The following is a 26412-nucleotide window of genomic DNA, read 5'->3' as shown; positions in this document are numbered from 1 at the left end:
TCAAGGGCCTTTCATGATGACGGCCTGCGTCACCACATTGCCGCCGCGCGGACCGAACACGCGCGCCGTTACGACGTAATGGATTTGGGCCGCACTGGCCAGGTTGGAAGCGTCGATCTTGAGCGTTTCGCCAAGTGCGCGCGGGCCGGTGGTGCCTGGGCGCGGCGCGGTGGTCTGGCAGCGGTTGGCCGGGTTGTCGTAAGCCCCCGTAAAGGCGCACATGCGGTGGATCACGTACTGCACCCGGTTGCCATCCGCATCGGCCGGCAAGGTGATGGCGCCCAGCCAGAAGTTAGGATTACTGACGGTCCAGTTTTGCGCCAGCGTTGCTACGTAGCCGGCTGCCGCCTGGTCGGTAAGCAGCACATTCTTGTTGGGGATGGTGCGCAAGTAGGTGAAGCCCGCGTGCAGGCCCGCATCCGCCGCCTTGGTCAGCGCCGCCTCATACGCCAGGTTGGAGGTGGTCAGCGTGGTCGAGGTGCTGGACTTGAGCAGGTAGATACTGCTGACCATCATCACCGCCAGCATGATGAGCATGATGGGCAAGGCGATGCCGCGCTGGCGAAGGAGGATGTGGGCGCGCATCATCATGGCCGGTATTGGGAATTCAGGATGGGGACGATGGTCTCGAACACGCGGTAGCGATAGCACTTCCAGCTGACCGCATCGCCGGCGACTGCCACATTCACCTGCACCGGTACCGCCGCCACGCCATTCGGCACACTGGTGGAGAACACGGTAGGCAGCGTGCCGGTCGCAGTGCACTGCCCCGCCAGATTGGGCTTCTCGACCGTTTTACTGCGCGCCACTACGGCAATCCGCACCGCTGCGATACGCTGATAATCGCCCGGGCCACCCACCACGCCATCACCGTCGGCATCGATCATGGTCGGACTCCAGCGCGTGAGCTGCATGCCGCCGTTGGTGGTTGGCAGCATCTGCGTGCCGTTGCCGGCCGGGTTGGGGTCGTAATTGGCCAGCGCGCGCGTATCAAAACCGTATTGCGCCTTGATTGAAACGATGTTGTCGCTCACCGAGGCGCCATTCTGTTCCGAACCCGCCAGGTCGGTGGCACGCAGGCGCAGGATGCCGTTCTGCACCGACCAGGTATGGAAGTGCAGCAGGTTCGGCTGCCCCAGGTTGTACAGGAAGGTGACGTTCTTGGCGTAGGCCTGCGCCATGCTGGCGGCAGGGTTGTAGCGATACGCGCCCCCGGTGTTGAGCAGCATTTCCGCACTGTGGCCCGTCGCCGGATTAAAGCCCGCCATCTGCATCACGGTGCAAGGACGGTCGGGTGACTGCGGCGCCACCACCAGCACATCGCCATTGTTGTAGCCATACGGCGAGCCTTGCGCGCCCACTACATAACTCTCGCCGCCGTAATCTGCCGTCATCAGGATGGAGCCCACGCCCGCGTTAGAGCTGCCGCTGTTAAACGAGATCACGTCCGGCGCCGCATTGTTCGACTGGATCACGACGGCGGCCAGCGGCGTGATATCCGTGGCGTCGCGCTTCACGCTGAGCAGCGCATAGCCGCGCTGGTCGCTGAAGGTGGTATTGCAGCCGGCGACCGTGCGGTCGTTAAGGCCCCAGCCGGCGGTACTGGCGTCGCCGCTCAGCGAGAACATCGCCAGCATACCGTTCTGCATGGAGTCGCCGCCGCCCACTGCGGCGTCTTTATTGGTTTCGCCACTGATGACCAGGCGCGTGGCAAACAGCAGCGCCAGCATGCCGATCACCACGCTGACCATCAGTTCCACCAGCGAGAAGCCGCCGTTACGATGTTTTGCCAAGGTATCCATGTCAGCGCGCGATGTAGGAAGTGACCCGGTGGCGATTGATTTCGCTGCGCGCCTTGCGCTGCCAGCGGATGGAAATATCGACCTGATAGCGGTTCAGCGCCGGCTGGTCCTGTACCTGCACCGACAGCAACGCGCCCGGAATCGCGGCCTTGGTTTCGTTCGCCCACGGCAGCAGCAGCGCATTCGGCGTCCCGCTCTCCGCCAGATTGTAGGAGGTCGCATTGGGCAGGTCGGCGTTGATGACGCCAATCAGCTTCTCGGTTGCCAGCGTGGCTTCCGCGCGCATGCCGGCATCCGACAGCGCCGCGTAGGCGCGCGCCTGCAAGCCTACAGTCCCCAGCAAGCCGATGCCAAGGATGACGATGGCCAGCATGGCTTCCAGCAGTGCGATGCCGTGCTGGCGGCGTTGGCGCTGTATGCGGGTTTTCATGGTGGGCAGGCGCGGTTATCGGTGGCGGGCAGCGTGGGATCGCATTTGGTCGCCATGCCGGCCAGCGTGACAACCAGTGCCACCACAGGCACCTGGCTGGCGTACTGGGTTGACGGGTCCAGACGCAGTTGCGTGAGGTTGGCGCCGAACGTGGTATCGACCCAGCCTGTCGCTGTGTAGTAGACCTGCGACGCCCCGGCCGGCAGCGTGGTTGGCTGCAGCACTTCCGACGACGGCAGCGCGTCGGCCGCGCGGAACACCGAACGGAAGCCGGCAGCGCCCTGCGGATCATTGGCGGCAGCGGCGCTGGTCGTTGACCACGTATTGTCGCCCGGCGCGCACGTGGTGTTGGCGCCGACGAAGCAGATGTCCACCTGCCAGTCCATCTGCCCCGAATTGACATTGGGCGTGAGCGAGATGCGGCTGAACGAATTGTGCGATACCGCCTGACGCCGCGCCAGGCTGAAGCCTTCCGCATAGAACTCGCTGGCGCCGCGTGCGCGGTTGGTCAGCAGCCAGTTGCTGGCGTTCGGGATGCCGATGGCCAGCATGATGCCAAAGATGGTGATGGTGACCAGCAGCTCAATCAGCGTAAAGCCCTTGCTGCGGTCAAAGCATAGTCTTAATTGGAACATGCTCCACCTTTATGGTCCACCCAGCAGTTGGCGTTGGTCCCCCAGCCCGTCGGGCTGCCGGTCGTGGCATGGGTGCCGCTTTCGTTGATGGTGAAGACAAAGCCATTCGCCTTGGCGGTGCCGGTGGCCGTGAGTGTGTAGGTTGAAGCGGTGGCGTTGCTCAGGGCGTAGGTAAAGTTTGGGGTGCGGGCCGGGAAGTTGGGCGACGTATCGAAGCTGACGTAGGTGCGGTTATTCGACCAATACTGCTCGGCGGCGGTCTGCGCGCCGCCCAGCGCGGTGAAGGCTTCGCTGAGCCGGCCACGCGTGGTGTAATCGCTGTAGGCCGGAATCGCCACCGCCAGCAGGATGCCGACGATCGCCACGGTTATCATGACTTCAATCAGTGTGAAACCCTGCTGAATGCGTCGTTGCATGGCTTGCTCCCGGTTTTTTAGCCCATGAGGAACAGTGTAACCACGTTTGCTTGCATTTCCCTGAGGAAATTCTGACAAACCGCTGACAAGCGCACAAATTCAGGAAAATTTCACGCAGAACAGGGCGCCACGGCCGTCGGCGCCATCGCCCAGCGTCAGCCGGGCGCCGTGGACCATGGCGATATCGCGTACGATCGCCAGCCCCAAGCCGCTGCCGTGGGTGCGTTCGTCCAGCCGGACGTAACGGCTGAACACCTGCTCGCGCTTGCCGGCCGGGATGCCAGGACCATTGTCTTCCACGGTGAGCCAGCCCGGCCGCACGGTGACGGTGACCGCGCCATGCGGCGGCGTGTAGCGAATGGCGTTGTCGATGAGGTTGTCGATAAGGTCGCGCAGCAGAAAGCGGTCCCCCGTGACAACCGCCGGCTGCAGGTCAAAGCCGATATCGATGTTTTTCAGCGTGGCCTGATCGACAAAGACCTGCACCGCGTCAGCCACCAGCGCATCCAGCGCCAGCGGCTCCAGTCTGGCCTTTTCGAAGTGCTGCGGTTCGGCGCGGGCCAGCGCCAGCAGCTGATTGGTTTGCCGTATCATGCGTTCGGTCGCCGACAGCATCAAGGCGAGCGACTGTGCGGTGTCCGGCTCGCCGTGCCGCGCCCGCAGCCATTCCAGCTGCGTCTTGAGGCCCGCCAGCGGCGTGCGCAACTGATGGGCGACGTTGGCCAGAAAGTCCTGCCGCGCCCGCGCGCCCTCGCCCACCCTCGCCAGCAGGTCGTTGAACGCGAAGACGACGGGTTCCAGTTCGTAAGGCACTTCGCCGACAGCGATGGGCGCGAGGTCGTCGGCCGCGCGCGCATGCAGGCCGGCGCTCAGACGATTCAGCGGACGCAAGCCGTTAGTGACCGAGAACCAGATCAGGCCCACGCACGCCAGCGCAAACACCACCTCCACCAGCACCAGTGTGCGCAGCACTGCCTCGCGCAGATGCGGCGGCGCCAGCATGTAGGCCAGTGCGCCGGCGCCCAGGTTCATGAGCAGGATCGGCGGTATCAGCCATTTAAGCAGGCGTAGCCGCACGCTGCTCATGCAGTCAGCTCCAGCATGTAGCCAAAGCCGCGGATGGTGCGGATAGAAACGCCGGCATCGGCAATCTTGAGCCGCAGGCGCGAGATATACACTTCCACCGCGTTGGGCGTGATGTCATCGCCCCACGGCAGGATGGCGTCGATGATCTGCTGTTTGGATACCACGCGCGCCGCATGTTGTAGGAGATATTCCAATACGGCCCACTCGCGCACCGACAATTCGACCACCTTGTCGCCGACCCGCGCGCGCCTGGCATCCACATCCAACGACAGCCTGCCCAGTACCAGTCCTGTAGGACGAGGCGCATGGCGCCGCGCCAGCGCCTTGACGCGCGCCACCAGTTCCGCAGTCGCAAACGGCTTGACCAGATAATCGTCGGCGCCCAGTTCCAGGCCACGCACGCGGTCCTCGATGGCGTCGCGCGCGGTCAGCAGCAGCACCGGCACGGCGCTGCCGCGCGCACGCAGGCGGCGCACCACTTCAAAGCCGTCCAGGCCGGGCAAGCCGATATCCAGCACCACGATCTCCGCTGCCACGGCGCGTTGCAGCAGCTGGTCCGCTTGCGTGCCGTTGGCGACCACCTCCACCGCCATGCCATGGCTGCCCAGTACGCGGCGCAGACCGTCGGCCAACACCACATCATCTTCCACTACCAGTATGTGCATAATCGTGCGCCACCTTGTCGGGGTTTATGCAATTATGCCGCTACCTCTCTGATAAAGACAGTGGCCCGTGTAGGACCAGGACTACAAGCGTGCATGGTCCATGCCTACATTTCCGCGTCCCCTGCTCTTATGTTCGCAAACTAACAATCCTCATAAAGTTACACCAACACGTAACTAGCTTGTGAGGATCACCATGAACACTACCGAAGTCATCGCAACCACCAAGAAAAACGCCAATAAAGTTGCGGCCCGGCCTGCGGTTACCTATAGCGGCGCCCAGCAGAACGAACTGCTGTCAGCCCTGCCGCGCGACGTCCTGGAATCCTTGTTCCCCCACCTGGAGCTGGTGCAACTGCCGTTTGGCAAAGAGCTGTTTGAATTCGGCACCACTATGGAGTACGTCCACTTCCCGACCTCGGCGATCGTCTCGCTGCTGTATGTGATGGAAGACGGCGCCACCACCGAGATTGCCGTAGTAGGCCATGAAGGCGTGGTCGGCGTGTCGCTGTTTGAAGGCGAGCGCGCCATGTGCAGCGCGGTGGTGCAAGCCGCCGGCTATGGCTACCGCATGAAGGCCCAGCATCTGCGCGAAGCGTTCAGCAAGGGTGGCGCCCTGCCCGCGCTGCTGATGCGCTACAACACCGCGCTGTTCGCGCAGATGGCGCAGAACGCCGTGGGCGGCCGCCACAGTTCGATCGAACAAAAGCTGTGCCGCTGGCTGCTGGACCGCCTGGACCGTTCGCCATCGAACGCGCTCAAGGTCACGCAGGAAATGATCTCGATTATGCTGGGTGTGCGCCGCGAAAGCATTACCGCCGCCGCCGGCAAGCTGCAGGACGAAGGCCTGATTACCTACCGCCGCGGCAATATCACTGTGCTTGATCGCTCAGGCTTGGAGGATTATGCGGGTGAGTGCTATAAGGTGGCGAAGACGGAGTTTGATCGTCTGCGGGTGGATGTAGCACGCTGCTAATCACGTCACTGATGGCGGGCGGCAGCGCCGGGATGGGTGCTGCTGCTCCAGAAGTCGCGGCGCGCAGCGGTATCGCCACCTCGATACACGTTCCCATATCGTTGCGGCCACGACGGATATTCATGCTGCCGCCCAGCAGCAAAGCACGCTCCCGCATGCCCAGCAGGCCGTGCGACATGGGCTTGACGATGTTGTCGGACGAAATGCCGATACCATCATCAATAATCCGCAGCATCAAGCCATCGCCATTGCGGGCCAGCGTGACGGTGACGCGGCTGGCCTTGGCGTATTTGCGGATATTGGTCAGCGACTCCTGCACGATTCGGAACAGCGCAATCGCCAGATCGCCGCCCGAGGTGCGGGCCGCATGTTCAATTTCCGCCGCCACACTGCAATCGCAGCGCACCTGCGACAGACGGCTGAACTCTTCGCAATAACTTTCAATTGCCGCACACAGGCCCAGGTTGTCCAGCAGGCTGGGGCGCAGATTCTCGACGATGCGGCGCTTCATCTCAACCGTTTCCACCAGCGTGGCGCGGGCGCGCTTGAGCTGCTCGGCCAGCTCCGGGTGTGTATCGCGCAGCTGCTTGGTGACGGCGCCGATATCCATACTGATCGACGTCAGGTTGGCGCCCAGTTCATCGTGCAGCTCGCGCGACAGACGCACCTTTTCTTCTTCGCTGATGCTGATGAGATGGCGTGACAGCACCGACAGCTGCTCGGTACGCTGCTCCACGGTCGATTCCAGATTCTCGTTGGCGCTTTGCAGCGCATGCTCGACTGCCGCGCGGTGCGCAAAGCTGCGCCGCACCAGCTGATAGAACATGATCAGCACCAGGATCGCCAGCGCATTGATGCTCACGCCCAGCCACACCGCTTTCTGGTATTCCTGGTAAAACATCGAGCTGCGCGCATTCAGCGTTTCATTCTGCTCCTGTTCCATGATGACCACCAGCAGACGGATTTCGTCCATGCTGGCACGGTCGTCGCTGAGCTGGGCGATCTTGACGATTTCAGCCAGGCCGCCGTCACGGTAGACATCAATCGCCTGGCTCATGATGCTCAGGCGGCGGCGCACCAGCGTGTGCAGCTGGGTCAGGTTCTTGAGCTGCGACGGATTATCCGCCAGCAGTTTTTCCAGTTCCTTGAATTCGGTTTCGCTATCGGCCAGCGCGGTGCGGGTCGGCCCCAGGTAGGAATCACGGCCGGACAGAAAATAGCTGCGCATGCTGCTTTCCGCATCAAGCACCAGCACGTTGAGATATTGAAGACGGTCGGCTACGCGCGCGGTCTGGCTCAGCAGAACTTGCGCGCCGCGCAGCGCTTGCAGATTGTGGAACAGGCTGAAACCGTTGACGATCAACAGCAGCGCGCACGTCACGCACAAGACGGTCTTGTACAGCGGCAAACGATGATGCGTCGCTGTCTGGACGGTGAAATACATCCGTTTCCTTCACTATAGTTTCCGGGCAGGGATGCGCCCAGACTAAGCAATTATAGACTGGAAGGAATTTTTTCGCGTTTGCGCGCACCGCAAGCGTGCGCGCGTGTTGCTAGTCAAGAAGATTGTTTTTCATGGCGTAATAGGTCAGGTCCGAGTTGGACTGCATCCCCATTTTCTCCATGATGCGGGTGCGGTAAGTTGACACCGTCTTGATGCTCAGCGACAGCGCCACACCGATGTCCGACACCGTCGCACCGCGCGCCAGACGCAGGAAGACCTGGAACTCGCGGTCCGACAACTCCGTGTGCAGCGCCGTGTTCGGGTCGCGGTCAAAGCTCTGCGCCAGCAGTTCGCCCACTTGCGAGCTCACATAGCGGCGTCCCTGATACACGGTCCGCACGGCAGTCATCAGTTCATCCGCTTCACATTCCTTGTTCAGATAACCGTTGGCGCCCATCTTGAACAGATTCAGCGCGTACTGCTGGGCTGGGTAGCCAGACAGGATCAGTACCGGCAAATCCGGCTGGCCCTGGCGTATGGTGCGCAACGTGTCGATACCGCTCTGATCAGGCATAGCGATATCGAGCAGCAGCACGTCGCAAATTTCGCGGCGGGCGATATCCAGCGCTTCACGGCCGGTACCGGCTTCCGCCACGACGTCGAAATCATCCGACGATGAAAAAATCTGTTTAAAGCCTGCTCTTACAATTTGATGGTCGTCACAAATGGCAACGCGTATCATTGTTTCCTCTCGTCGTGCCCGTACATAGCGGGCTATCCGCCACCGTGCATCAGCGTCGCTGATAATCGAATAACATTGAAAGTATAGCAGCAATCAATTCCCGGACCGCGCTTTGCGCCTGCGGTGCGCGCCTCTGCTGTCGCTCTTCAGTCCTGCTTAAGCAACCCCAGGATGGCCAGTAACTCGCTGCGTATCATTTCGCGGTCCAGCGGAGGTTCAACGGCTACTGCATCCACTCCGTTGACTGCTCCACCATCATACTCCGCGGCGGCGCCGTCGTAAGCACGGCTATCGAGTTTGTTGCGTGCACCGCTGATGGTGAAGCCCTGTTCATACAGCAGCTCACGGATACGGCGGATCAGCAGCACTTCATGATGCTGGTAATAGCGGCGGTTGCCGCGGCGTTTGACCGGCTTGAGCTGGGTGAATTCCTGCTCCCAGTAACGCAACACATGCGGCTTGACGCCGCACAGCTCGCTGACCTCACCGATGGTGAAATAGCGTTTGGCTGGAATCGGCGGCAAGACGACCAGTTCTGACTTGGCGAGTCGATCGTTCATCGCTGCTTAGCTCCGGTTCAGGCGGCGCGCGCCATCGGATTGCTCTCTTCTACCATGCCCTTGAGTTTTTGACTGGCGTGGAAGGTCACGACGCGGCGCGCCGTGATCGGGATTTCTTCGCCCGTCTTCGGATTACGGCCCGGGCGCTGCGGCTTGTCGCGCAGCTGGAAATTACCGAAACCGGACAGCTTGACGGCCTCGCCGCGCTCCAGCGCGTTGCGGATCTCGTCAAAGAAGGTTTCCACCATGTCCTTGGCCTCACGCTTGTTCAGGCCGACTTGCTCGAACAACAGTTCGGCCAGCTCTGCCTTGGTCAGCGTCGGCAAATCTTTTTCCGCATCCTGGCGCACTTTGGCAACCTGCATGGCCCGGTGCAGATCGGCAGCCAATGCGGATTGGAGTACGGCGGAATCAACGTCGTTGTTATTAATTTTCCAGCCCTGCCTTATATCAAAAATGAACAAGTCCGGCACAGGCCGGACTCCCGATTAGTCAAAAATGCAACGCTTAAGAACGCAGGCGAGCACCATGTTTTTGCTTCGCAGCGTCGCCGGCGGCAGCCATCACAGCTTCCACTACATCGTCTTGCAGCGTGTTTTGAGTATCTTGCAAGCTAAAGCGGAAAGCAAGCGATTTTTCGTCCGCCTCCAACCCTTTACCACGATATTCGTCAAACAAAACAATGGCTTGCACAATCTTGCCTTGCGGACTTGCTTGCACAGCGGCATTAAACGCATCCAGCAAATCCTGTGCTGGGACCGCCTGCTTGACGACCACAGCCAGGTCACGGGTGGCGCCCGGGAACTTGGAAATTTCGTCATATTTTGGCACAGGTCGTTGCTGCAAGGCAATCGCCTCAACTTCAAACACAACAGGTGCATTTGGCAGCTCGTATTTCTGCAGCCAGCGCGGGTGCAGCTCGCCGATAAAGCCGATGACTTTGCCATCCAGCAACACGTGGGCCGAGCGGCCAGGGTGCAGCGCCGGGTGTTCCGCCTTCACGAAACGCAGCTGTACTGGCGCGAACAGATTCTCCAGGTCGGCCTTGACGTCAAAGAAGTCCACGGCACGGGTAGCCTGGCCCCACTGCTCGTCGGCCACCGGACCATAGGCAATGCCTGCCACGCGCTTAGGCTGGTGGTAGCCGGCCACGGTCAGCGCGCCATCGGCCACGCTGTCGTCACGGTGATAGGTCGCGCCGATTTCAAACGCGCGTACGCGGCTGGTCTTGCGGTTCAGGTTGTAGCGCACGTTGGCCACCAGGCTGCCGACCAGCGTCGAACGCATCACGCTCAGCTGGCTGGCGATCGGGTTCTGCAGCTTGATCGGATTGGTGTTGCCGCCAAAGTCCGCTTCCCATGCCGCTTCCACGAAGCTCATGTTGACCACTTCCTGATAGCCCAGATCGGCCAGTTGGTGGCGCATCGCGAACAGCGAACGGGTGTTTTCCGGCGCAATAATCATGGTGTTGGCCGCTACAGGCGCCACGGTCGGGATGTTCTCGAAGCCGTAGACACGCGCCACTTCCTCGATCAGGTCTTCCTCGATTTCGATGTCGAAGCGGTACGACGGTGCGGTCACGCTGAACACGCCGTCTTCCAGCGTGAACGGCAGCGCCAGACGGGTGAAGATGTCCGCGATGACCTGGTCGTCCAGCGCCACGCCGATCACCTTCTGCGCACGCGCGGTGCGCAGCTTGACTGGCTGAGGCTGAGGCAGATTGACGATCTGGTCGTCCACCGGCCCCACTTGCGTCGTCGCGGTGCCGCAAATTTCGATCAGCAGCGCGGTAATGCGCTCGATGTGCTCCACGGTGGTGGCATAGTCCACGCCACGCTCGAAGCGGTGCGCCGCGTCGGTCGAAAAGTTGTACTTGCGGGCGCGGCCCTGGATGGCATTGGGCCACCAGAACGCTGCTTCCAGATAGATGTTTTCGGTGTCCAGCGACACGGCAGTGGCGTCGCCGCCCATGATGCCGGCCAGCGATTCGATTTCCTGGTCGTCGGCGATCACGCCAACCCACTCATCGATCTCGATGGTGTTACCGTTCAACAGCTTGAGCGATTCGCCCTTGCGGCCCCAGCGCACGTCCAGGCCGCCGTGGATCTTGGCCAGATCGAACACGTGGGTCGGACGGCCCAGCTCCAGCATCACATAGTTGGAGATGTCCACCAGCGCCGACACCGAACGCTGGCCGCTGCGCTCGAGGCGCTGCTTCATCCAGTCCGGGGTGACGGCCTTGGCATTCAGGTTGCGGATCACACGGCCCGAGAAACGGCCGCACAGGTCTGGCGCCGAGATTTTCACCGGCAGCTTCTCATCGCTGTTGACCGTCACAGCACGGAAGGTCGGCGCCGTCAGCGCCACGCCGGTCAGCGCCGACACTTCACGCGCCACGCCCAGTACCGACAGGCAGTCCGCCTTGTTCGGGGTCAGCTTGATGGTGAACTTGAGATCGTTCAGCGCGTAGTAGTCGCGGAAGTTCTTGCCGATCGGTGCGTCGTCCGGCAGTTCCAGCAGGCCGCTGCCCTCTTCCGACAGTTTCAGTTCCTTGGCCGAGCACAGCATGCCTTGCGACTCGACGCCGCGCAGCTGGCCCACCTTGATTTCAAACGGCTTGCCATCGGCGCCTGGCGGCAGCACGGCGCCAGCCATGGCGCACACCACCTTCAGGCCCGGGCGCACATTCGGCGCGCCGCAGACGATGTTGAGCAAGGTGCCGGTGCCGACGTCGACCTGGCAGACGTTCAGGCGGTCCGCATTCGGGTGCTTCATCATTTCGCGCACGTGGCCAACCACCACGTTGGAGAACGGCGGCGCGACAGCTTCCACTTCTTCCACTTCCAGGCCGGACATCGTCAGCAGATGGGCCAGTTCATCCGAAGTCATCTTCGGATCGACCATGGTACGGAGCCAGTTTTCGGAGAATTGCATATTCGTTCGAACTTTCTTGTTATCGGGGCCGAATTAATTGAACTGCTTCAGGAAACGCAGATCGCCTTCGTAGAACAGGCGCAGGTCGTTGATCCCGTAGCGCAGCATGGTCAGGCGCTCCAGGCCGGAGCCGAACGCGAAACCAATGTACTTTTCCGGATCCAGGCCGAAATTGCGCACCACCGATGGGTGCACCTGGCCCGAGCCAGACACTTCCAGCCAGCGGCCTTTGAGCGGACCACTGCCAAACGCGATGTCGATCTCGGCCGACGGTTCGGTGAACGGGAAGTAGGACGGACGGAAACGCACTTGCAGGTCGTCGGTCTCGAAGAAGGCTTTGACGAAGTTCAGGTACACGCCCTTGAGGTCGGCAAAGCTGATGTTCTCGGCAATCCACAGGCCTTCAACCTGGTGGAACATGGGCGAGTGGGTGGCATCGCTGTCCACGCGGTAGGTGCGGCCTGGTGCGATCACCTTGATCGGCGGCGTGTGGCTGCGCGCATAGCGCACCTGCATCGGCGAGGTGTGGGTGCGCAGCAGCAGCGGTTTGCCTTCGCTGTCGTTACCGTCCACGTAGAAGGTATCCTGCATCGAACGCGCAGGATGGTTTTCCGGGCTGTTCAGCGCGGTGAAGTTGGTCCAGTCGTTTTCGATTTCCGGGCCGTCGGCCACCTCGAAACCGATCGAGCGGAAGATCTCTTCCACGCGCTCCCAGGTACGCATCACCGGGTGGATGCCACCGCCGGCGCGGCCGCGGCCAGGCAGTGAGACGTCAATCGCCTCGGCATTCAAACGGGCTTGCAGCTGGGCTTCGGCCAGCGCATCACGGCGCGCATTCAGCGCGGCTTCGATCTGCTGCTTGGCGGCGTTGATCAGCGCGCCCTGCGCCTTCTTGGCCTCAGGTTCGAGCTTGCCCAGGCCCTTCATCAATTCGGTAATCTGGCCGGTCTTGCCCAGGTATTTGGCTTTGGCGTTTTCCAGTGCGGCGGCGTCATCTTTGGCCGCGTCGAAATCCAGCACTGCAGAGGCAACGAGTTGTTCCAGGGAGTCCATGCGTTTTTCTTATCCTTGAATCAAAAACGGGGCACAGGTTCACACCTTTGCCCCGTTCCTAACGTATGCCGTTGCCGGCATAGCGAATCTTAAATCAATGCATTAAGCAGCGATTTTAGCTTTCACGACGTTGACAATCGCAGCGAATGCTGGCTTGTCCATAACAGCCATATCGGCCAGGACTTTACGGTCCAGTTCGATAGCAGCTTTCTTCAGACCGTTCATGAATACGCTGTAGGTAACGCCGTGCTCACGGGAAGCAGCGTTAATACGGGCGATCCACAGGCGGCGGAAGACGCGCTTCTTGTTACGACGGTCACGGTATGCGTACTGGCCAGCGCGCATGACTGCTTGCTTGGCAATACGGTATACCTTGCTACGACGACCGCGGTAGCCTTTGGCAAGATTCAGTACTTTTTTATGACGGGCACGCGCAGTAACCCCACGTTTTACTCGAGGCATATTAGCTCCTTAAATGAGTGTGAGATTAAGCGGATGGCATCATAGCGTAGACGCGCTGGACGTCGGACGCATTGATGTTACGGGTGCCGCGCAGTTGACGCTTGTTCTTCGTCGTCTTCTTGGTCAGGATGTGGCGTTTGAAAGCCATACCCGATTTAACGGTACCACCTGGACGCACGCGAAAACGTTTTTTCGCGGAGCTCTTGGTTTTCATTTTTGGCATAGATATTCTGTCCTCTCGGACAGCTCCTATTAAACAGGATTACAGGTGGCAACACTACGTCGCTCTTAGATGCCTGCTCTCACTTGTTTGTGCAGCGGATGCGAGTCCACTACATTTACTACAGCCGACAATTATAGCCCAGAAAAACAAAAAAGGGCACTGTTGCGCCCTTTTTTTGATTGCCACTATAGCAATTTACTTCTTTTTCTTCGGTGCCAGCACCATAATCATCTGGCGGCCTTCCATTTTCGGGAACTGCTCGACCTGGCCATGCGGCTCCAGATCGGCTTTCAGGCGTTCCAGCATACGGAAACCAATATCCTGGTGCGCCATCTCGCGGCCACGGAAGCGCAAGGTGATCTTGGTTTTGTCACCGTCTTCCAGGAACTTGATGAGGTTACGCAGCTTGATATTGTAGTCGCCATCATCAGTACCCGGACGGAATTTGACTTCCTTCACGGAGATGACTTTCTGCTTCAATTTCGCTTCGTGAGCCTTCTTCTGCTCCGAATACTTGAACTTGCCGTAGTCCATCAGACGGCAGACCGGTGGGACCGCGGTAGGTGCGATCTCGACCAGGTCGACGTCCGCCGCTTCCGCCAGGCGGAAGGCTTCGGCCAAACTCACGATACCGAGAGGCTCGTTATCGACCCCACTTAAACGCATTTCAGGGGCAGTGATTTCGCCATTGATGCGATGCGACTTGTCAGTAGCTATGGTGATTCCTTTTAAAATCTAATGAATGCCAGTGCGATCAGGCCTTGGTGGCGACGTCTTGCTGAAGTCGCTCTATCAGGGCATCGACGGACATGACGCCCAGATCGACATTGCCCCGTGCCCGCACGGCGACGGTGTTGGCATCCCGTTCTTTATCGCCCACAACCAGAATGTAAGGCAGTTTTTGGACGGAATGTTCACGTATTTTATAGTTTATTTTCTCGTTGCGCAAATCGGTCTGTACGCGGAACCCGCAGCGGCGCAGCTTTTCAGCCACTTGTTGCACATACTCCGCCTGCGCATCCGAGATATTCAGCACCGAAACCTGCACCGGCGCCAGCCAGGCCGGCAGCGCGCCCGCATAGTTTTCGATCAGGATGCCGATGAAACGCTCCATCGAACCAACGATGGCGCGGTGCAGCATGACCGGCACTTTACGGCTATTGTCGGCTGCAACGTACTCGGCCCCCAGACGCTCCGGCATGAAGAAGTCAACCTGCATGGTGCCGACCTGCCATGGGCGGCCCAGCGAATCCTTGAGGTGGTACTCGATCTTCGGACCGTAGAACGCGCCCTCGCCCGGCAGCTCGGTCCAGGTCACGCCGCAGGCACGCAGGCCGGAACGCAGCGCCTCTTCCGCCTCGTCCCAGACCTCGTCGGTACCGATGCGGTTGTCCGGACGCAGCGCTAGCTTGACGTCGATATTATGGAAATGGAAATCCTTGTAGACTTCCATCGCTTGCGTATGGAAAGACACGACTTCCGGCTCGATCTGCTCTTCGGTACAGAAGATGTGGCCATCATCCTGGGTAAAACCGCGCACGCGCATGATGCCGTGCAGCGCGCCCGACGGCTCGTTGCGGTGGCACTGGCCGAACTCGCCGTAGCGCAGCGGCAGGTCGCGGTACGAACGCATATTGCTATTGAAGATCTGCACGTGGCCCGGGCAGTTCATCGGCTTCAGCGCGTACGAGCGGTTTTCCGACTCGGTCACGAACATGTTTTCGCGGTAGTTATCCCAGTGGCCGGTCTTGCCCCACAGGCTGGAGTCCAGAATCTGCGGCGCCTTGACTTCCTGATAGCCATTGACCTGGTACTTGTTGCGCATGTACTGCTCAACCTGCTGCCAGATGGTCCAGCCTTTCGGATGCCAGAACACCAGGCCTGGCGCCTCGTCCTGGAAGTGGAAGAAGTCCAGCTGCTTGCCCAGCTTGCGGTGGTCGCGCTTTTCCGCCTCTTCCAACTGGAACAGGTACTGCTCCTGATCTTCCTTCTTTGCCCAGGCGGTGCCGTACACGCGCTGCAGCATTTCGTTCTTGCTGTCGCCGCGCCAATAAGCGCCGGCCAGCTTCATCAGCTTGAATACTTTCAGCTTGCCGGTCGATGGCACGTGCGGGCCGCGGCACAGGTCGGTAAAGCTGCCTTCGCTGTACAGCGACACATCCTGATCCGCAGGGATCGATGCAATGATTTCAGCCTTGTAGGCTTCGCCGATCGATTTGAAGTAGGCCACCGCCTCATCGCGCGGCAGCACTTTGCGGGTGACTGGCTCGTCCTTCTTGGCCAGCTCGGCCATTTTCTTTTCAATCGCCACCAGGTCGTCAGGCGTGAACGGACGCTTGTACGAGAAGTCGTAGTAGAAGCCGTTTTCGATGACTGGGCCGATGGTGACTTGCGCGTCCGGGAACAGTTCTTTCACTGCGTAGGCCAGCAAGTGGGCGGTCGAGTGACGGATCACGTCCAGACCTTCCGGATCTTTATCGGTGACGATGGCCAGATCGACATTCTTGTCGATCAGGTAGGAAGTATCCACCACTTTGCCGTCGACTTTGCCAGCCAGCGCAGCCTTGCCCAGGCTGGTAGCAATGCTGGACGCCACTTGAGCAACGGTGACTGGTCCGTCAAATTCACGGGCAGAACCATCAGGAAGGCGAACTGAAATCATTGTGATCTCCATGTCGGCGCGCGGGCCGGTGATTAAAAAAAGTAGTTTAAAAAATGCGGACGAAAAAAAACGCGGGCTAGCCGCGTTTTCTCTTTTTTACAAGCAAAAGAATCCCGTTGACTAGCGTCACTCCCAAAACTTGGTAGTAGTTCGCGGTGTCATAACCGTGATTGCCTTTCTCGCTCTTACAGATGTCTGGTGGGCGGTGAGGAATTCGAATCCCCGACCCCTTGGATGTCGACCAAGTATTCTAACCAGCTGAACTAACCGCCCGTGGGTACTGCCTTAAATTGTACTGCTTTACTGCGCATTCTGGTGGGCGGTGAGGAATTCGAATCCCCGACCCCTTGGATGTCGACCAAGTATTCTAACCAGCTGAACTAACCGCCCGAAGACCAGCATTATAGAGAGCGCCCGGAAGAAAAACAAGGGTAATGAAAGGAAACATTTCAAATTCCGCTATGACGCTGAAACGCAGGCGTTTCTGGCTTGCATTAAACTAACGCTAATCCCATTCTCGATCACGCCCATGCAAGCAGACACCACCGCACCATCGTCGCCCTCCGCCCACCTGCACGAACACCGCGCCGGTGACGCCCACTACAAGCACTACACCGTGCAGCGCAGCCAGTCCGTGCTGGCCTGGTCGCTGGTACTGACGCTGGGCTTTGCGATTGTGGAAGTGGTGACCGGCTTCATGTCCAATTCGCTGGCACTGATTTCCGACGCCGGCCACATGGTGACGGACGCCGCCGCGCTGGGCCTGGCCCTGCTGGCGCAACTGATCGCCAAGCGCCCGCCTTCCGCGCGCCACTCATTCGGCTTTGGCCGCGCGGAAGCGCTGGCAGCGTTCGTCAACAGCCTGGTGCTGATGGTGCTGGTGGCGTGGATTGCCTACGAAGCCATCAGCCGCTTCTCGCATCCAGAAGAAGTCCACGGCGCCACCGTATTTATTGTGGCCGGCATCGGCCTGGTGATTAATCTGCTACTGGCCTGGCTGCTGTCGCGTGGCGAGAGCAATATGAATACCCGCGCCGCCCTGGTCAATGTGCTGGGTGACCTGCTCGGCTCCGTGGCCGCGTTAGTGTCCGGCGCCGTGATCTACTACACCGGCTGGATGCAGATCGACCCGCTGCTATCGCTGTTCGTGGCGCTGCTGATCTTGAAATCAACCGTCGGCGTACTGCGCGAGTCCTACCACTTCCTGATGGGCGGCGTGCCCGAGGAAATCAACTACCTTAAAGTCGGCGCAGACCTGGAACAGATCGAAGGCGTGTGCTCGGTCCATGACCTGCACGTGTGGGACATGTCGCCCGGCCAGCCCGCACTGATAGGCCACGTTGAAATCACCGACCTGAAACACTGGCCCGACATCCTGCACACCATCAAGGCCATGCTGCTGGAAAAACACGGCATCGACCACATCACCCTGCAAGCGGAAGTCGCCCCACAAGGACGTACATGACCCACTGGGCGAGACAGAAAATTAACCTCACCGCCACGAAAGCGGCACGCACCATCCTTAAACGTAGCAAGAACTAACGCCTCACCATCATGCAGAACTTTGAAAAACGCCGTGACCGCTACGATGCTTTCGCATCGTTCGAAAACCCTCTCGTCAACCTGAGCTTTGAACTGGAAGTGCCGGAATTCCGGCCTTACTGCAAGCAGCATGGCCTGCCGCCATTTCACTTCTTCCTGTATCACGTGCTGCACGCGCTACAGGGCATCGACAATTTCATGTACCGCATCCACAAGGGTGAGGTGATCAAGATCGACGACTTCTGGGCTTCGTACACGGTGCTCAACCAGGATCAGAACCTGAACTTCGCGCGCTTTGAAATGACCGAAGATCTGAAAGAGTTCATCGCCCGCAGCGTAGCAGCCAAGGAGTTCGCGGAAGCCAGCGAGAAAATCGTCAACACCACCGCTAAACTGAGCGAGTACGATCAACGCCGCAACATCCACATCACCTGCATGCCTTGGCTGAAGCTGTCGTCAATCGAGCATCCAATCTACGAACACAAGTCCTACGATATTCCATCGCTGGCCTGGGGCCGTTTCAGCGATGCGCGCGACGACGGCAAGCTGACGATGAATATGTCGGTGCAGGCGCATCACGGCTTCGTGGACGGCTACCACATCCACCTGCTGGCGCAAGCGATTGCAGCGGGTATCGAAAAAACGATCGCCTCATAACTCGCGCAGGAAGGCCTGCACTGCAGCCGATGCACGGCCAGACTGCGAACACACCAGGCCAAACTCCCGATACACGCGCGGTTGCAGCTGCATCACGCGCAATCCGCGCTGGTCCTCCGGCAGCGCGGATTCGGGAACCACGGACACACCCATGCCCTCGCGCACCAGCACCGCTGCACTCAACAGGTCGCGCACCGTTACGCGGATATCGGAAAGCGTCACGCCGGCATCCTCTGCGAGCGCTCGCGCGTGGACGTCGCAACCGCCCGTGGCCAGCACAAACGGCTCAGCGGCCAGCTCGCTCAGCGCCACGCCCTGCTCGCTGGAGCGTCGGCTTAATGGATGATTGGACGGCAGCAGCGCAACCCATGCGTCGCGGCCGACGATAACGGCCTCACGTTCGGGCGCGGGATTCAGCACCACGCCCAGTTCTATCGTCTCTTCCGCCAGCCAGGTTTCCACCTCTTTGTCCGAGCCTTCCAGCGCCACCACCGCGATGCCGGGATGGCGCCGTTGAAAAGCTTGCGCCATCTGCGGCAGCACTGTCGCCAGCACGGACGGGAAAGACGCCAGACGGATACGCCCGGCGTGCAGTCCTTGCGCATCGTCAGCCAGCGCGCGGATCGCATCAAACTGCGCCAGCATGACGCGCGCATGCTGCAGCACCTGCTCGCCCAAGGCGGTCACGCTGACCTCGCGCCGCTCGCGCACAAACAGCTTGCTGCCCAGTGCAGACTCAATCTGCGCAATCGCCTGGCTCGCGCCCGATTGCGTGATGCCGACCTGCTCCGCCGCCCGCGAAATATTGCCGACGTCCGCTACCGCAACCAGCAGACGCCAATGGGTCAAATTCATCATTAGAAAAACTGATAGCTCGTTTCTAGAGCATTAATTTTACAGCGCATCGGCGTGCCGCATACAGTGGCAGCTCCTCACCATTCCGGAGTCGCCAATGAAGCTGTACTACGCACCACATACCTGCTCGCTCTCGCCGCTGATCGTACTCAAAGAGCTCGACCTGCCACACGCATTAATCAAAGTGGACAACCAGACCAAGCGCACCGCCGATGGCCGCGACTTCCGCAACATCAACCCGAAAGGCTACGTCGCGGCGCTAGAACTGGACAATGGAGAAGTACTGACCGAAGGCGTGGCCATCGTTCAGTATCTGGCGGATCTGAAACCGGAGGCGCAACTGGCGCCGCCGCCCGGCAGCTGGCAACGCGTGCGCCTGCAAGAGACACTCAACTTCATCACCAGCGAAATCCACGCGGGCGTTGCGCCGCTGTTCAACCAGGCATTGCCGGAAGCCGCCCAGGCCATATTCCGCGAGCGCCTGCTGCGCCGTATGAGCGTACTGCAACACCACAAGCATGTCATGGGCGACGCCTTCACCATCGCAGACGCTTACCTGTACACGGTATTGGGCTGGTTTGCCTTCTTCGAAATCAGTCTGGAACAATGGCCAGCCGTCGCTGCCTGGTACAAGCGCGTGGCAGAGCGCCCGTCAGTCCAGGCGGCGCTAATGGCACATAATTGATTGGAGCACGCCGTCGTTGGCGTTATCAGCAAACGCCGGGTTCAGATCTCGATCTCGTAGGTTGCGCAGGGAACCTTGTAGTGCGTTTCGATGCCCCGATAGCGCATCCCCAGCCGCTGCATCACCGCCGTGGAGGCGGTGTTATCCGGATGTGCAACCGCCAGCAATTGCGGTATGCGCAGTTGCTGGGCATACGCCACCACGCGACGTGCGGCCTCGGTGGCATAGCCCTGCCCCCAGCTGTCGCGCCGGAAGCGCCAGCCGATTTCGGGTGCCGCGCCGGTAACGCCCTCCAGCGGCTGCAAGGTGGCAGCGCCGATCAGCATGCCGTCACTTTTACGTAGCACCGCCCACCAGGAATAACCATGCTCGATCCAGCGTGCTTTCACGCAGTCGATCATGGCCTGGCTTTCCGCTACCGTAAATGGCAGGCCGGCGCCGATGTAGCGCATCACCTCAGGATCGCTGTTCAGTTCCGCCAGCCCCGCCAAATGGCTATCGTTAAACGGTACCAGCGAAAGACGTGGTGTTTCGAGTACCGTCATACGCAGTCCCTACGCACGGCGCGCTTCCTGCACGCCGGTGACTTCGGAGATGGAGAGCAGCGCTTTATGCAGTTGCGCCGTCGCGCCGATTTCTGCGGTGAACGTCATGCGTGCAAAACCTTTCGCCGACTGCGTGTTCACGCCGATCACGTTGATCTTCTCGCGCGAGAAAATCTCGGAGATATCGCGCAGCAGGCCCTGGCGGTCATTTGCCAGGATGAAGATATCGACCGGATAGACCGTATCCGAGCCGGCACGTCCCCACTCGGTGACGATCACCCGCTCCGGCGCCTTGGCGCGCATTTCGGCGAAGTTCTTGCACGTCGCGCGGTGGATCGACACGCCCTTGCCGCGCGTGACAAAGCCGACGATGCCATCCGGCGGCGCCGGCTTGCAGCACTTGGCCAGCTGCGTCATCAGGCCGTCGGTCCCCACCACCAGCACGCCCGACTTGGCGCCCTGCTCCACGCTGGAAGCGCGGCTCTTGCCGAGGAAGACCTCGTCCGCCGGCTCCTGCGGTTCACCGCTGTCGTGCAGCGCATTCTCAATCGCGCGCAGACTGAATTCGTCCTTGCCGACCGACAGGAACAGATCATCGACCTTGGCAAAGCCCAGCTTATTGGCCAGCGCTTCCAGATTGACGGCGGTCTTGCCCTCGCGCTGCAAGGTTTTCTCCACCACGGCACGGCCATGCGACAGCGTTTCCTGCATGTCGATAGCGTGGAACCATGCACGGATCTTGGAACGCGTGCGCGTCGCCACCGTGTAATCGTCGCCGAGCCAGTCGCGCGATGGTCCGGCCGTACCGGGCGCACCTTTGGCGGTGATGATTTCGCAGGTCTGGCCATTTTTCAGCGGCGTATTCAGCGGCACCATCACACCGTCGACACGCGCGCCACGGCAGCGGTGGCCAACATCGCTATGCAGATGGTAAGCAAAGTCCACCGGCGTCGCGCCGACCGGCAGCTCGATCACGCGCGCTTGCGGCGTCAGTACGAAGATGCGGTCGTCCAGCGCGGCGGCCTTGAGCTTCTCGACCCATTCGCGCTGTTGTTCTTCCTGGCCGACCACGACATCCGCCACGTCAGTCTTCCACGCCAGCAGCTGGCGCAGCCAGGCGATCTTTTCATCGTACTGCTGCGCAGTGAAGGTAGACCCGCCCGTCTCCTTGTAGCGCCAGTGCGCCGCCACGCCGTATTCGGCAAAGCTGTGCATTTCCTGGGTACGGATCTGCACCTCCAGCGGGCGGCCGTCTTCCGCCGTCACCACCGTGTGCAGCGACTGGTAGCCGTTCGCCTTGGGACGCGAAATGTAGTCGTCGAACTCTTTCGGAATCGGCGTCCAGATATTGTGGACCACGCCCAGCACCGTGTAGCAGGTCTTGACGTCGGCAACGATCACACGGAACGCGCGCACGTCGTACAGGTCGGTGAAGTCCAGCTCCTTGCCCTTCATCTTGCTCCAGATGGAGTAGATGTGCTTGGGCCGGCCAAACACCTCGGCCTGAATGCCGGCGGCCGCCATTTCCGATTGCAGACGCTCGATGGCGCTGGTGACGAAGCCCTCGCGCATCACGCGCTTCTCTTCCAGCATCTTGGCGATGCGCTTGTACGTTTCCGGCTCGATGAAGCGGAACGACAAATCCTCCAGCTCCCACTTGAGCTGCCAGATACCGAGGCGGTTGGCCAGTGGCGCATACAGGTCCAGCGTTTCGCGCCCGTAGGCGCACGTCATATCGTCAAACAGCTTGATGTCGGCAAAATAGCGCAAGGACGTCACGCACGAGGCCAGACGTACCAGCACCACGCGCATATCGGAGGCCATCGCCAGCAGCATCTTGCGCAGGGTTTCAACCTGCGCCACCGCCAGTTGCTGGGCATTGCGGCCACGTGCCGCAGGTGCGTTCTGCGCCTGCGTCAGCTCGCGCAGGCGGATCAGCTGACGTACGCCAGCCACCAGATCATTCACGCCCGCGCCGAAACGTGGCTCGATCATCGGCGCCAGTTCAGGTTCCAGCAGGGTGAGTTCAAACATCAGGCCCGCGATACGGGTCTCGACATCGGTATTCAGCGAAGCCAGCGTGCCAGCCACGCCAGCCGCAAACTCCGCTGCCGGCTGGCCGCTGCTGGCGGTTTTGCCGGCATACGCGGCGTCGGCGAATTCCAGCGCCGCCAGCATGCGCGCGCTGTCATCCGGTGACAGCCCGTGAACCAGCTGCTCCGACGTTGCGCTGTTAAGCGCAGTGGTGGAAACCATGGTGCTCCTAACGCTGTGCGGCGACGACGACGATTTCGACCAGCACTTGGGGATCGAACAACTTGGCTTCTACGGTGGCGCGCGGCGGCGTGTGGCCTTGCGGCACCCAGGCGTCCCACTCCTCGTTCATGCCAGGGAAGTCGGCCATGTCCTTGACGTAGATCGTGCAGCTCAGGATGCAGGTCTTGTCGCTGCCCGATTCGGCCAGCAGACGGTCCACGTGCCCCAGCACTTCGCGCGTCTGGCCGCGGATGTCGAGCGAGTAGTCGTCCGGGATCTGGCCGGCCAGGTACACGGTGTTGTTGTGAATAGCCACCTCGGACAGGCGCTTGCCTACATACAGTCGTTTGATTTCCATACTCTTCTTAACCTAACAGGAATTGCTTTGCTATCGCGATTTGATCGTCGTGGATGAAGGTCGGCGCGTGGCCCACGTTCGGAATTTCCACCAGCGTGGCTTTCGGGCCGCGCTCCGTCATCAGTTTGGCCGTTTCCGGCGACAGCAGGTCGGACTCGGCGCCGCGCACCAGCAACGTCGGGCAGGTGATCGCGTCATATGCGGCCCACAGCATGGCCTGGTCGGCATCGGCCGACTCCGGCGTGGCAGAACGGAACGGCAGCGCCAGGCCCATATCGTAGTGACGCACCCACTTGCCATCCTTATCCTGACGCAGCACGTCGGTGGCCAGCTTGTGCCACTCGGCCTCGGTGTGTTCGCCGAAGGACAGCGAGACATCGCGGATGAACTTGGCGCCGGCCTCGAACGTTTCAAACCGCAAGTCCTGGCCGATGTAATCGCCAATGCGCTGCATCGCCATCGGCGCCAGCACCGGGCCGATATCGTTGAGGACCAGCTTGCGGATCGGATTGCCCGGCAACGACGCCAGACCCATGCCGATCAGGCCGCCCATCGAGGTGCCGAACCAGTCCACCTTCTGACTTTCGGCGTCTGGCAGCACGCGCGCCAACAGGGTTACGATATCGCTCACGTATTGGGGAATGCGGTACAGTTGCGGATTTTTCAACCAGTCCGAGCGGCCGCGGCCGACGATGTCCGGGCAAATCACACGGTAATCGTTGGCCAGCGCGCGGGCCATGTTGTCGAAGTCATCCGCCACGCGGGTCACGCCGTGGACGCAGACCAGCACATTCGGGTTGCTCTCATCTCCCCATTCTTTGTAGGACATGCGATGCAAGCCCGCCAGCGACAGGCATTGAACAGACTTTATTTTTGCTTCGAGCATGCGGCTTCCTCAATGGTTTTTATGTAATGATGTTCAGAAGTACCATTTTACCGCGTTGTGACAAAATCCTACCGAAGTGTAGCGCAGCGCGCCTTCAATCACCAACCCTATAGAGGACAGTATGGCAAACAAGACTTTGAGCGGCAAAACCGCCCTGGTAACCGGTTCGACTTCCGGCATCGGTCTGGGCATCGCCCGCTCGCTGGCGGCCGAAGGCGCCAATGTGTTGTTGAACGGTTTTGGCGATGCCGGGGAAATCGAACAGCTGCAGGCGGATCTGGCCCGGGAATACGGCGTGCAGGTGGCGTATCACAACGCCGACATGACCAAGCCGGCCGAGATCGAAGCCATGATCCAGTTCGCCGGCGACAAGTTCGGCGGCGTCGATGTGCTGGTCAATAACGCCGGCATCCAGTACGTCGCCAATGTGGAAGAATTCCCGGTCGAGAAGTGGGATGCGATTATCGCCATCAACCTGACCTCGGCCTTCCACACCTCACGCCTGGTGCTGCCACGCATGCGCGCCAACAACTGGGGCCGCATCATCAACCTGGCATCGACCCACGGCCTGGTGGCCTCGGCCGGCAAATCCGCCTACGTCGCCGCCAAGCACGGCCTGCTCGGCCTGACCAAAGCCAACGCGCTGGAAACCGCCACCACCGGCGTCACCGTGAACGCCATTTGCCCAGGCTTCGTGCTGACACCGTTAGTGCAAAAACAGGTGGACGACCGCGCCGCGCGCGACGGCATCAGCAACGAGCAGGCCAAAAAGGCACTGTTAGCGGACAAACAACCGTCAGGCGACTTCGTCACGCCGGAAGAACTGGGCGCACTGGCCGTGTTCCTGTGCTCCAACGCCGCCAAACAAGTGCGCGGCGTGGCCTGGAATATGGACGGCGGCTGGGTCGCCCAATAAACCAATCCGCAATAAACCAATCCGGGGTCAGTTCTTGCAATCCAACACGAGCCCAGCCGTAGTGTGCGCTACGGCTGGGCTCGTGTTGGATTGCAAGAACTGACCCCGGATGGTACGTAGTATCCCTTAGCAAACAGAGATATCACTGGCCGTGATTTGCGGCTTTCCACAATAGTGATATCTCTCGCCCTGAGCGATCATGCACTCCTCACCCGAAACACGAGGAGACCCCGTGAAAAAACCATTCTATAAAGTCCTGTACGTACAGGTACTCTTCGCCATCGCCTGCGGCATTCTGCTCGGCGTGTTCTATCCGGACAGCGGCGTCGCCATGAAACCCTTCGGCGACGGCTTCATCAAGCTGATCAAGATGATTATTGCACCGGTGATCTTCTGCACCGTGGTCTCTGGCATCGCCGGCATGCAGGACGTGAAGAAAATCGGCCGCGTCGGCGGCAAAGCGCTGCTGTATTTTGAAGTGATCTCCACTTTCGCACTGGTGATCGGCCTGTTCGTGGCCAATATCGCCAAGCCAGGCGCCGGCTTCAACGCCACCGCCGCCACGCTGGACGCCAAGTCCATCGAGCAGTACACCACCAAAGCGCACCCGCTGACCACCACCGACTTCCTGATGAACATCATCCCGAACACGGTGGTGGACGCGTTTGCCAAAGGCGACATCCTGCAAGTGCTGCTCATCGCGATCCTGTTCGGCTTTGCCATCTCCCTGCTGGGTGAGCGCGGCAAGCCGCTGGTCAAGCTGATCGACGACGCTTCGCACGCCATCTTTGGCGTCGTGAACATCATCATGAAAGTGGCCCCGATCGGCGCGTTTGGCGCCATGGCCTTCACCATCGGCAAATACGGCATCGCCTCGCTGAAACCGCTGGCCAGCCTGATGGGCTGCTTCTACCTGACCTGCGGCATCTTCGTGATCGTGGTGCTGGGCACCGTGGCGCGCCTGACCGGCTTCTCGATCTTCCGCTTCATCAGCTACATCAAGGAAGAACTGCTGATCGTGCTGGGCACCAGCTCGTCGGAATCGGCCCTGCCTTCGCTGATGAACAAACTGGAGCGCCTGGGCTGCTCGAAATCGGTGGTCGGCCTGGTGGTCCCCACCGGCTACTCGTTCAACCTGGACGGCACCAACATCTACATGACCATGGCCGCGCTGTTCGTGGCACAAGCCACCAACACCGAGCTGACCCTGCTGCAAGAGCTGACTATTCTGGGCGTGGCGATGCTGACCTCGAAAGGCGCATCGGGCATCACCGGCGCCGGCTTCATCACGCTGGCGGCGACGCTGCACGTGGTACCGGATATTCCAGTGGCCGGCATGGCGCTGATCCTGGGCATCGACCGCTTCATGTCCGAATGCCGCGCCCTGACCAACTTCGTCGGCAACGGCGTCGCTGCAATGGTCGTGTCGAACTGGGAAAAAGAACTGGACCGCGACAAGATGAAGGCCGAGCTGGCCAACCCGGGTTCGACCATCAAGGATCCTGAACTGCTGGAGCAAGCGGTCAGCCACTAAGCAAGCCTGATCCCTCCCCATTCCCCGCCGCTGCTCAGCGCGCGGGGCATTTACGCCAGCCTTGAATCTTCCCGGGCACGGTCAGCTTGCC

The 26412-nt window shown here is 60.4% G+C and carries 28 protein-coding genes and 2 tRNA genes; 6 read left to right on the top strand and 24 right to left on the bottom strand.

Translation table 11 applies throughout. From position 1 onward, the window contains the following. The 7 genes from GTP58_RS05955 to GTP58_RS05925 all read right to left on the bottom strand — a co-directional run bounded on the left by GTP58_RS05955 (position 1) and on the right by GTP58_RS05925 (position 5034). Positions 1-591 carry a hypothetical protein gene (locus tag GTP58_RS05955; protein WP_229215434.1) on the bottom strand — a complete coding sequence of 197 codons (591 nt, stop codon included), beginning with the start codon at positions 589-591 and terminating at the stop codon, positions 1-3. Beyond that, the gene (locus tag GTP58_RS05950; protein WP_161076640.1) at positions 588-1802 is read right to left on the bottom strand and encodes a PilW family protein; all 1215 of its coding nucleotides are present in this window, start codon (positions 1800-1802) and stop codon (positions 588-590) included. Before GTP58_RS05950 ends, GTP58_RS05955 begins: the two co-directional genes overlap by 4 nt. 1 nt (position 1803) lies before the next feature. After that, positions 1804-2232: a prepilin-type N-terminal cleavage/methylation domain-containing protein gene (locus GTP58_RS05945; RefSeq protein WP_072784388.1), complete on the bottom strand. Its 429-nt coding sequence runs from the start codon at positions 2230-2232 to the stop codon at positions 1804-1806. Next, positions 2229-2867, bottom strand: a complete 639-nt coding sequence (locus GTP58_RS05940; protein ID WP_161076639.1) for a Tfp pilus assembly protein FimT/FimU — start codon at positions 2865-2867, stop codon at positions 2229-2231. Before GTP58_RS05940 ends, GTP58_RS05945 begins: the two co-directional genes overlap by 4 nt. Beyond that, positions 2855-3283 (bottom strand): type IV pilin protein, encoded by a 429-nt coding sequence (locus GTP58_RS05935; RefSeq protein ID WP_161076638.1) that lies wholly within the window; start codon positions 3281-3283, stop codon positions 2855-2857. The genes GTP58_RS05940 and GTP58_RS05935 overlap by 13 nt, the downstream gene beginning before the upstream one ends. Positions 3284-3382: 99 nt before the next feature. Next, positions 3383-4369, bottom strand: coding sequence for a HAMP domain-containing sensor histidine kinase (locus GTP58_RS05930; protein WP_161076637.1), 987 nt, complete (start codon positions 4367-4369; stop codon positions 3383-3385). Continuing rightward, positions 4366-5034 (bottom strand): response regulator transcription factor, encoded by a 669-nt coding sequence (locus GTP58_RS05925; RefSeq protein WP_161076636.1) that lies wholly within the window; start codon positions 5032-5034, stop codon positions 4366-4368. Before GTP58_RS05925 ends, GTP58_RS05930 begins: the two co-directional genes overlap by 4 nt. A gap of 193 nt (positions 5035-5227) precedes the next feature. Here GTP58_RS05925 and GTP58_RS05920 point away from each other — a divergent pair, with 193 nt between their 5' ends. After that, entirely contained in the window at positions 5228-6007 is a 780-nt protein-coding gene (locus GTP58_RS05920; RefSeq protein ID WP_161076635.1) for a Crp/Fnr family transcriptional regulator, read from the top strand. Here GTP58_RS05920 and GTP58_RS05915 read toward each other — a convergent pair. The 12 genes from GTP58_RS05915 to GTP58_RS05860 form a co-directional block, all read right to left on the bottom strand. Then, positions 5904-7451 carry a CHASE3 domain-containing protein gene (locus GTP58_RS05915; protein ID WP_161076634.1) on the bottom strand — a complete coding sequence of 516 codons (1548 nt, stop codon included), beginning with the start codon at positions 7449-7451 and terminating at the stop codon, positions 5904-5906. The two genes, GTP58_RS05920 and GTP58_RS05915, sit on opposite strands and share 104 nt — an antisense overlap. Positions 7452-7560: 109 nt before the next feature. Next, positions 7561-8193, bottom strand: a complete 633-nt coding sequence (locus GTP58_RS05910; protein WP_072784372.1) for a response regulator transcription factor — start codon at positions 8191-8193, stop codon at positions 7561-7563. Positions 8194-8339: 146 nt separating this feature from the next. Continuing rightward, entirely contained in the window at positions 8340-8753 is a 414-nt protein-coding gene (locus GTP58_RS05905) for a MerR family transcriptional regulator (protein WP_072784369.1), read from the bottom strand. Positions 8754-8770: 17 nt separating this feature from the next. After that, on the bottom strand, positions 8771-9118 hold the full coding sequence (locus tag GTP58_RS05900) for an integration host factor subunit alpha (RefSeq protein WP_019919772.1): 348 nt from the start codon (positions 9116-9118) through the stop codon (positions 8771-8773). Between the two features lie 142 nt (positions 9119-9260). Beyond that, positions 9261-11687 (bottom strand): phenylalanine--tRNA ligase subunit beta, encoded by a 2427-nt coding sequence (pheT, locus tag GTP58_RS05895; protein WP_161076633.1) that lies wholly within the window; start codon positions 11685-11687, stop codon positions 9261-9263. Between the two features lie 33 nt (positions 11688-11720). Then, positions 11721-12740: a phenylalanine--tRNA ligase subunit alpha gene (gene pheS / locus GTP58_RS05890; RefSeq protein ID WP_161076632.1), complete on the bottom strand. Its 1020-nt coding sequence runs from the start codon at positions 12738-12740 to the stop codon at positions 11721-11723. Positions 12741-12842: 102 nt separating this feature from the next. After that, positions 12843-13202 carry a 50S ribosomal protein L20 gene (gene rplT / locus GTP58_RS05885; RefSeq protein WP_056156032.1) on the bottom strand — a complete coding sequence of 120 codons (360 nt, stop codon included), beginning with the start codon at positions 13200-13202 and terminating at the stop codon, positions 12843-12845. 25 nt (positions 13203-13227) lie between these two features. Beyond that, positions 13228-13425: a 50S ribosomal protein L35 gene (rpmI, locus tag GTP58_RS05880; protein WP_110849662.1), complete on the bottom strand. Its 198-nt coding sequence runs from the start codon at positions 13423-13425 to the stop codon at positions 13228-13230. 195 nt (positions 13426-13620) lie between these two features. Further along, positions 13621-14160, bottom strand: a complete 540-nt coding sequence (infC, locus tag GTP58_RS05875) for a translation initiation factor IF-3 (protein ID WP_072784364.1) — start codon at positions 14158-14160, stop codon at positions 13621-13623. A gap of 19 nt (positions 14161-14179) precedes the next feature. Next, positions 14180-16087, bottom strand: a complete 1908-nt coding sequence (gene thrS / locus GTP58_RS05870) for a threonine--tRNA ligase (protein ID WP_161076631.1) — start codon at positions 16085-16087, stop codon at positions 14180-14182. A gap of 196 nt (positions 16088-16283) precedes the next feature. Then, a tRNA-Val gene (locus GTP58_RS05865) sits at positions 16284-16360 on the bottom strand. 40 nt (positions 16361-16400) lie between these two features. Continuing rightward, positions 16401-16477: transfer RNA gene (locus GTP58_RS05860), tRNA-Val, on the bottom strand. A 139-nt stretch (positions 16478-16616) separates the two neighbouring features. Here GTP58_RS05860 and GTP58_RS05855 point away from each other — a divergent pair. Further along, a complete protein-coding gene (locus GTP58_RS05855; protein WP_161076630.1) occupies positions 16617-17552 on the top strand; it encodes a cation diffusion facilitator family transporter in 936 nt (311 codons plus the stop codon). Positions 17553-17641: 89 nt separating this feature from the next. Beyond that, positions 17642-18286, top strand: coding sequence for a CatA-like O-acetyltransferase (locus GTP58_RS05850; protein ID WP_161076629.1), 645 nt, complete (start codon positions 17642-17644; stop codon positions 18284-18286). Here the strand turns inward: GTP58_RS05850 and GTP58_RS05845 are convergent. Then, positions 18281-19144: a LysR family transcriptional regulator gene (locus GTP58_RS05845; RefSeq protein WP_161076628.1), complete on the bottom strand. Its 864-nt coding sequence runs from the start codon at positions 19142-19144 to the stop codon at positions 18281-18283. The two genes, GTP58_RS05850 and GTP58_RS05845, sit on opposite strands and share 6 nt — an antisense overlap. A 94-nt stretch (positions 19145-19238) precedes the next feature. Here GTP58_RS05845 and gstA point away from each other — a divergent pair, with 94 nt between their 5' ends. Continuing rightward, positions 19239-19826: a glutathione transferase GstA gene (gene gstA / locus GTP58_RS05840; protein ID WP_161076627.1), complete on the top strand. Its 588-nt coding sequence runs from the start codon at positions 19239-19241 to the stop codon at positions 19824-19826. 41 nt (positions 19827-19867) lie between these two features. On the opposite strand, the gene GTP58_RS05835 is transcribed toward gstA, so the two are convergent. Genes GTP58_RS05835 through GTP58_RS05820 form a run of 4 tightly spaced genes read right to left on the bottom strand, consistent with a single transcriptional unit; the run spans position 19868 to position 23871 of the window. Further along, a complete protein-coding gene (locus GTP58_RS05835; RefSeq protein ID WP_161076626.1) occupies positions 19868-20371 on the bottom strand; it encodes a GNAT family N-acetyltransferase in 504 nt (167 codons plus the stop codon). A 9-nt stretch (positions 20372-20380) separates the two neighbouring features. Next, positions 20381-22627: a bifunctional (p)ppGpp synthetase/guanosine-3',5'-bis(diphosphate) 3'-pyrophosphohydrolase gene (locus tag GTP58_RS05830; protein ID WP_072784353.1), complete on the bottom strand. Its 2247-nt coding sequence runs from the start codon at positions 22625-22627 to the stop codon at positions 20381-20383. Between the two features lie 7 nt (positions 22628-22634). Next, complete coding sequence (locus tag GTP58_RS05825) at positions 22635-22985, bottom strand: RidA family protein (protein ID WP_161076625.1); 351 nt, start codon at positions 22983-22985, stop codon at positions 22635-22637. A 7-nt stretch (positions 22986-22992) separates the two neighbouring features. Next, positions 22993-23871: an alpha/beta fold hydrolase gene (locus GTP58_RS05820; RefSeq protein WP_161076624.1), complete on the bottom strand. Its 879-nt coding sequence runs from the start codon at positions 23869-23871 to the stop codon at positions 22993-22995. A 121-nt stretch (positions 23872-23992) separates the two neighbouring features. Here GTP58_RS05820 and GTP58_RS05815 point away from each other — a divergent pair, with 121 nt between their 5' ends. Further along, complete coding sequence (locus GTP58_RS05815; RefSeq protein ID WP_161076623.1) at positions 23993-24787, top strand: 3-hydroxybutyrate dehydrogenase; 795 nt, start codon at positions 23993-23995, stop codon at positions 24785-24787. A gap of 232 nt (positions 24788-25019) precedes the next feature. Next, positions 25020-26321 carry a dicarboxylate/amino acid:cation symporter gene (locus GTP58_RS05810; protein ID WP_072784345.1) on the top strand — a complete coding sequence of 434 codons (1302 nt, stop codon included), beginning with the start codon at positions 25020-25022 and terminating at the stop codon, positions 26319-26321. Positions 26322-26412 lie beyond the last annotated feature (91 nt).

It is taken from the genome of Duganella sp. CY15W (assembly GCF_009857555.1).
Taxonomy (GTDB): Bacteria; Pseudomonadota; Gammaproteobacteria; order Burkholderiales; family Burkholderiaceae_D; genus Rugamonas; species Rugamonas sacchari.
This window is presented reverse-complemented; position numbering and strand designations above follow the sequence as displayed.

Bases quoted from the DNA above. Each gene is read 5' to 3' on its own strand.
- GTP58_RS05955 (WP_229215434.1), bottom strand. From the start codon at position 591: ATGATGATGCGCGCCCACATCCTCCTTCGCCAGCGCGGCATCGCCTTG.
- GTP58_RS05950 (WP_161076640.1), bottom strand. From the start codon at position 1,802: ATGGATACCTTGGCAAAACATCGTAACGGCGGCTTCTCGCTGGTGGAA.
- GTP58_RS05945 (WP_072784388.1), bottom strand. From the start codon at position 2,232: ATGAAAACCCGCATACAGCGCCAACGCCGCCAGCACGGCATCGCACTG.
- GTP58_RS05940 (WP_161076639.1), bottom strand. From the start codon at position 2,867: ATGTTCCAATTAAGACTATGCTTTGACCGCAGCAAGGGCTTTACGCTG.
- GTP58_RS05935 (WP_161076638.1), bottom strand. From the start codon at position 3,283: ATGCAACGACGCATTCAGCAGGGTTTCACACTGATTGAAGTCATGATA.
- GTP58_RS05930 (WP_161076637.1), bottom strand. From the start codon at position 4,369: ATGAGCAGCGTGCGGCTACGCCTGCTTAAATGGCTGATACCGCCGATC.
- GTP58_RS05925 (WP_161076636.1), bottom strand. From the start codon at position 5,034: ATGCACATACTGGTAGTGGAAGATGATGTGGTGTTGGCCGACGGTCTG.
- GTP58_RS05920 (WP_161076635.1), top strand. From the start codon at position 5,228: ATGAACACTACCGAAGTCATCGCAACCACCAAGAAAAACGCCAATAAA.
- GTP58_RS05915 (WP_161076634.1), bottom strand. From the start codon at position 7,451: ATGTATTTCACCGTCCAGACAGCGACGCATCATCGTTTGCCGCTGTAC.
- GTP58_RS05910 (WP_072784372.1), bottom strand. From the start codon at position 8,193: ATGATACGCGTTGCCATTTGTGACGACCATCAAATTGTAAGAGCAGGC.
- GTP58_RS05905 (WP_072784369.1), bottom strand. From the start codon at position 8,753: ATGAACGATCGACTCGCCAAGTCAGAACTGGTCGTCTTGCCGCCGATT.
- GTP58_RS05900 (WP_019919772.1), bottom strand. From the start codon at position 9,118: ATGCAGGTTGCCAAAGTGCGCCAGGATGCGGAAAAAGATTTGCCGACG.
- pheT (WP_161076633.1), bottom strand. From the start codon at position 11,687: ATGCAATTCTCCGAAAACTGGCTCCGTACCATGGTCGATCCGAAGATG.
- pheS (WP_161076632.1), bottom strand. From the start codon at position 12,740: ATGGACTCCCTGGAACAACTCGTTGCCTCTGCAGTGCTGGATTTCGAC.
- rplT (WP_056156032.1), bottom strand. From the start codon at position 13,202: ATGCCTCGAGTAAAACGTGGGGTTACTGCGCGTGCCCGTCATAAAAAA.
- rpmI (WP_110849662.1), bottom strand. From the start codon at position 13,425: ATGCCAAAAATGAAAACCAAGAGCTCCGCGAAAAAACGTTTTCGCGTG.
- thrS (WP_161076631.1), bottom strand. From the start codon at position 16,087: ATGATTTCAGTTCGCCTTCCTGATGGTTCTGCCCGTGAATTTGACGGA.
- GTP58_RS05855 (WP_161076630.1), top strand. From the start codon at position 16,617: ATGCAAGCAGACACCACCGCACCATCGTCGCCCTCCGCCCACCTGCAC.
- GTP58_RS05850 (WP_161076629.1), top strand. From the start codon at position 17,642: ATGCAGAACTTTGAAAAACGCCGTGACCGCTACGATGCTTTCGCATCG.
- GTP58_RS05845 (WP_161076628.1), bottom strand. From the start codon at position 19,144: ATGATGAATTTGACCCATTGGCGTCTGCTGGTTGCGGTAGCGGACGTC.
- gstA (WP_161076627.1), top strand. From the start codon at position 19,239: ATGAAGCTGTACTACGCACCACATACCTGCTCGCTCTCGCCGCTGATC.
- GTP58_RS05835 (WP_161076626.1), bottom strand. From the start codon at position 20,371: ATGACGGTACTCGAAACACCACGTCTTTCGCTGGTACCGTTTAACGAT.
- GTP58_RS05830 (WP_072784353.1), bottom strand. From the start codon at position 22,627: ATGGTTTCCACCACTGCGCTTAACAGCGCAACGTCGGAGCAGCTGGTT.
- GTP58_RS05825 (WP_161076625.1), bottom strand. From the start codon at position 22,985: ATGGAAATCAAACGACTGTATGTAGGCAAGCGCCTGTCCGAGGTGGCT.
- GTP58_RS05820 (WP_161076624.1), bottom strand. From the start codon at position 23,871: ATGCTCGAAGCAAAAATAAAGTCTGTTCAATGCCTGTCGCTGGCGGGC.
- GTP58_RS05815 (WP_161076623.1), top strand. From the start codon at position 23,993: ATGGCAAACAAGACTTTGAGCGGCAAAACCGCCCTGGTAACCGGTTCG.